The sequence below is a fragment of the Luteibacter sp. P4_D7_3 genome (assembly GCF_056401735.1).
Genome location: NZ_JBFUIT010000302.1, coordinates 1 through 4,741, shown reverse-complemented (window position 1 = coordinate 4,741; position 4,741 = coordinate 1). Strand labels below are relative to the sequence as shown.

Sequence of the window (4,741 nt, the reverse complement as noted above, 5' to 3'; positions counted from 1 at the left end):
ATTCGGGGACTGGTCCTCCTTGCCCAGTTTCACGGCATTGCGGCGAGTGCCGAACAAATCCACCACGACGCAGGGCTCGGCAGCGACAGGCTCGATGACGCCAGCCTCCTGCTCGCTGCACGCAAGCTCGGTCTGAAGGCGCGGATCGTCGACCAGCCGATAGCGCGGATAGGTCAGCTTTCCCTTCCCGCGCTTGCCCTCCGGTCTGACGGCGCCGCTTTCCTCGTTGCGAGGGTGCAAGGCAGCCAATATCTAGTCCATGACCTTGAGCTTGGCCGACCCGTTCTGTGGACCGCAGAGGCATTTGCCGCCCGTTACGAGGGCCGGATCCTCGCCGTGACGTCGAGAGCATCCCTCGTCGCCGGTCTGGCCCGTTTTGATTTCACATGGTTCATCCCGGCCGTCGTCAAGTACCGAAAGCTGCTGCTCGAAGTACTGTGCGTCTCCCTGTTCCTGCAACTCTTCGCACTGGTCACGCCATTGTTCTTCCAAGTGGTGATGGACAAGGTTCTTGTCCACCACGCCATGACCACGCTCAACGTCATAACCGTGGGGCTGGTGGCCATCACCTTGTTCAACGTGGTCCTCTCTGGCTTGCGCACGTTCGTTTTCGCACACACAACAAGCCGGATTGACGTTGAATTGGGTGCAAAGCTCTTCCGTCATGTCCTCTCGTTGCCCCTTGCCTATTTCGAGTCGCGCCGAGTCGGCGACACCATCGCCAGGGTCCGGGAGCTTGAGAACATCCGCAACTTTCTGACCGGGCAGACACTGACCTCGGTCCTCGACCTCCTTTTCACGTTCGTCTTCCTCGCTGTGATGTTTGCCTACAGCGGCTGGCTGACCCTGGTGGTCGTGGTGTCGTTGCCGCTCTACGCCGCATGGTCGGCCGCCATCACCCCGGTGCTGCGTCGACGGCTCAATGAGAAGTTCACCAGGGGTGCCGACAACCAGTCTTTCCTGGTCGAGGCCATATCTGGCATCGGCACCGTCAAAGCCATGGCAGTCTCCCCGCGCATGACCAGGCTGTGGGACAACCAGCTGGCCGCCTACGTGACGGCCGGTTTCCGGGTCACGCGTCTTGCCAATGTCGGCCAGCAGGGCGTTCAGCTCCTGCAAAAGTTGGTCGGTGTTGCGATTCTCTACTGGGGCGCCAAGTTGGTGATTGATGGTTCCCTGACCGTCGGGCAACTCGTTGCGTTCAACATGCTAGCGGGCCAGGTATCTACCCCGATCCTGCGCCTCGCGCAGCTATGGCAGGACTTCCAACAGGTTGGCATTTCCGTCGAGCGCCTCGGCGACATCTTCAACACCCGCGCCGAGCCGGGCGAAAACAGCGGCATGGCCCTGCCGCCCATCAAGGGCAGGGTCACGTTCGAGAAGATCGGCYTTCGCTACCGGCCCGATACCCCAGAGGTCCTTTCCGATATCGATCTTGACGTGCAGCCCGGCGAGGTCATCGGCATTGTCGGGCGCTCTGGATCGGGCAAGAGCACCCTGACCAAGCTCGTCCAGCGCCTGTATGTTCCTGAGCGCGGCCGCGTGCTGGTCGATGGGCACGACCTCGCACTGGTCGACCCCGCCTGGCTTCGCCGTCAGCTCGGCGTCGTTCTCCAGGAGAACTTCCTCTTCAACCGCACTGTTCGCGAAAACATCGCCCTTGGCGACCCGGGCATGGCCATGGAACGGGTCATTGAGGCCGCAAAGCTCGCCGGCGCTCACGACTTCATCGTCGACCTTCCCCAAGGCTACGACACTATCGTCGGCGAGCACGGTGCCAGCCTGTCTGGCGGTCAGCGTCAGCGCGTGGCCATTGCGCGGGCCCTGGTCCTTGACCCCCGCATCCTCATCTTCGACGAGGCGACCAGCGCCTTGGACTACGAGTCCGAAAGGGCCGTCATGGACAACATGCGCGCCATTTGCCGCGACCGTACCGTGATCATCATTGCCCATCGTCTCTCGACCGTTCGCCAGGCGAACCGCATTGTCGTGGTTGATAAGGGCCGTATCGTCGAGTCCGGCGCACCCGCTGAGCTGCTTGCGATCGACGACGGCCATTTCCGTCAGCTCCATCGACTCCAGCAGGGCTGACCCATGGGTGCCAGAATCGATGCAATCGTTGCGGTGTTCGTCCGGTACTGCGATATCTCCAAGGCCGCTTGGGCCGACCGCCACGCCATGGTGCCAGCGCAAAGGACCACCGATGAATTGGCGTTCCTGCCGGCCCACCTTGAATTGACGGACGCGCCTCTCTCCCCGGCCCCACGGTGGAGCATGAGAATCATCATGGCGCTCTTCGTCGTGGCTCTCGCATGGGCCTGTCTCGGAAAACTCGACGTCGTCGCCGTCGGGGCTGGCAAGACAGTCACGACAGGGCGCACGCGTGTGGTCCAGCCGCCTGAGACAGCGGTGGTCCGGCGTATCTTGGTCGACGATGGCCAACACGTCAGACAAGGCGAGCTCCTTGTCGAACTCGACGGGACGGCGACGACCGCGGACGTCGACAAGGCCCGGGACGCCTTCCTCAGCGCTCGCCTGAATGCGGCTCGCAGCAGCGCAATGGCAAGTGCCATTGATAGCGGTAGGCTCCCTGCGCTGGGCAATGATGGAACGTATCCAGCGGGCCGCTTCGAAGCAATGCGAGACCTCGCGTCCAGTCAGTGGGCGGCCTTCCGGGCGCGAAAGCAGGGCCTCGAGGCGATGGTCGAGCAAAAGGCCGCCGAGCTCCGCACGGTCGAGTCGGCGATTGGCCCACTCGAGGAGTTCCTCGCCATCTCGCAAACGCGTGTGGCCGACTATGAGGCGTTGCTCGACAAGAAATATGTGCCGCGCCAGGAATACCTCGTCCGCAAGCAAGAGCGCATCAATGCAGAGCGGGACCTAGCCGGCCAACGAAGCCGTGCGCAAGAACTACGCTCAGCCATCGTTGGCGCGCGGGAGGAACTGGCCCTGTCGACCAAGGACCTCCGCCGGCAAACACTCGACGAACTGCGCCAGGCACAAGAACAGATGGCTCAATACGGGCCCGAGGTTGCAAAGACGGCGCAGCATAACGCCCAGATGGCCCTGCGCTCGCCAGTGGACGGCACCGTTCAGCAACTCGCGGTCCATACGGTTGGTGGTGTGGTGACGCCTGCGCAGCCACTCCTATCGGTCGTACCGGACGACGAGTCGCTCGAGGTCGAGGTCACGGTACTCAACCGGGACATCGGCTTCGTTCGGGAAGGGCAGGCTGCAGCAGTCAAGGTGGATACGTTTCCCTATACCCGCTACGGCCATCTTCAAGGACGCGTCAGGAGTGTGTCGCATGACGCGATCCAGGACGAGAAGCTCGGATTGATCTACCTCGCCCATGTCATCCTCCCGACCAGCACGCTGATGGTCGACGGCGTCCCGGTTCACCTGTCGCCCGGCATGTCGCTTTCGGTTGAGATAAAAACCGATAAGCGTAGGGTCATTGATTACCTGCTGTCACCGCTCGAACAGGCAGCGCATGAGGCGATGCAGGAACGTTAACGTCAACTTGACTCTAGACGTGTCGGAGAATGCAAGATGCAATTATCCAGGCTTCAGGGGCCGAGCAACTTGCAGGTCGATAACGTGGGAATCCAGAAACCCGAAGGGTTACGCGATTCCGTTGAAGGTGGCCGGGTGTTTTGGGAAATTTTCTGAACTGGCGTCAACGTCTATGACAAAACTTGGGTTATTCATTGCGGTGTCCGGATGCGGTGGCATGCTCGTGGCCATCTTTAACAAGGCTGCGACCGGCGGCGCGCGGAACATGGCCGCACGCATTTCTTGGGCGCTCTTCGGCGTAGCGCTCGCTGCCTGGATCTATGGCGGCGTCGGGGGAATGCTATACGCCCTCGACCATGGTGTCACCGCAATACAAAGCCGGGCCGGCACTTCCGTTCTCGATCGCTCAGCGCATCCGTTTCTCTATTGGACCGCATTTGTCGGTTCGGTTGGTGCGATGGCACTTTTTACTGCAATTTCTGCTGGGTGTTTCTGGAAAGCTCTCAAGAAGGGCTAACTCTCCTATTCTCAAAGGACTTGATAATGAGCACCACTCCGTCGGATTTCGCGTTCGGAAGCAGCCGCGTGGGATTTCAGATTGCCGAGCTATCTACGGCACTGGTCGAATATTTCAACCGCTCATTCGCAGAAATTCAGGCAAAGGCCAAGGCAGATACGCTAACGCCACAGGAGTTTGCAGCTGCTCAGGCTTCGCTTTACGGCGAATGTGCGGAGCTCGCTCACATGTTTTCCGATAGGTTTAATGGAACCGGAGACTTAGAGTGGGCGAAAATCTGCGATGCCTGGGCTCAAGGCTTCGATGCGAAACGGCTCGTCGCGCAGTCGGCAGTTGAAACGGAAGACAAGGCGCTCGAATACTTCGAGAATTTCGTATCCTCCGCGTCGATCTACGACGATGAAGCGGTGCTGTCGTCGCAAATCGGCAAGGGTGCCGGGCCCGCGTTATCTAAGGCCTTCAAACTGCCCGGCTATCTGGATAAGGCGTTTCAAGGCTGGGAGTTCGCCAAGGACTGGATGAAGGGCGACGCTACGGCCATGGCCGGCGTAGCCGGCGCATTTGCCCTGGGTGAACTGCTTACTGGCCCGGCTGTAGCGCTCATTGTCGGTCTCGGTGGCAGCGTGATGTTCACAGCGCTGGCCTTGGGAATCGCAGGCGCGACCCTATGGGTCGCCGGCGATATAGTCAAAAAGGGCATCAATGACT

4 protein-coding genes are annotated in these 4,741 nt (G+C 60.7%); all 4 read left to right on the top strand.

Going from position 1 to position 4,741, the window contains the following annotated elements; all coding sequences use genetic code 11:
• Positions 1–2,091, top strand: a 2,091-nt coding sequence (locus AC1DSN_RS18535; protein WP_477332135.1) for a type I secretion system permease/ATPase, incomplete at its 5' end; no start/stop codon positions are given.
• Positions 2,092–2,094: 3 nt separating this feature from the next.
• Positions 2,095–3,516, top strand: coding sequence for an HlyD family type I secretion periplasmic adaptor subunit (locus AC1DSN_RS18530; protein ID WP_477332133.1), 1,422 nt, complete (start codon positions 2,095–2,097; stop codon positions 3,514–3,516).
• 217 nt (positions 3,517–3,733) lie between these two features.
• Entirely contained in the window at positions 3,734–4,033 is a 300-nt protein-coding gene (locus AC1DSN_RS18525; protein ID WP_477299247.1) for a hypothetical protein, read from the top strand.
• Between the two features lie 26 nt (positions 4,034–4,059).
• A partial coding sequence (locus AC1DSN_RS18520) for a hypothetical protein (RefSeq protein ID WP_477332131.1) occupies positions 4,060–4,741 on the top strand: 682 nt, incomplete at its 3' end.

Coding starts and splice junctions, on each gene's coding strand:
- AC1DSN_RS18530 (WP_477332133.1), top strand. CDS start 2,095: ATGGGTGCCAGAATCGATGCAATCGTTGCGGTGTTCGTCCGGTACTGC.
- AC1DSN_RS18525 (WP_477299247.1), top strand. CDS start 3,734: ATGCTCGTGGCCATCTTTAACAAGGCTGCGACCGGCGGCGCGCGGAAC.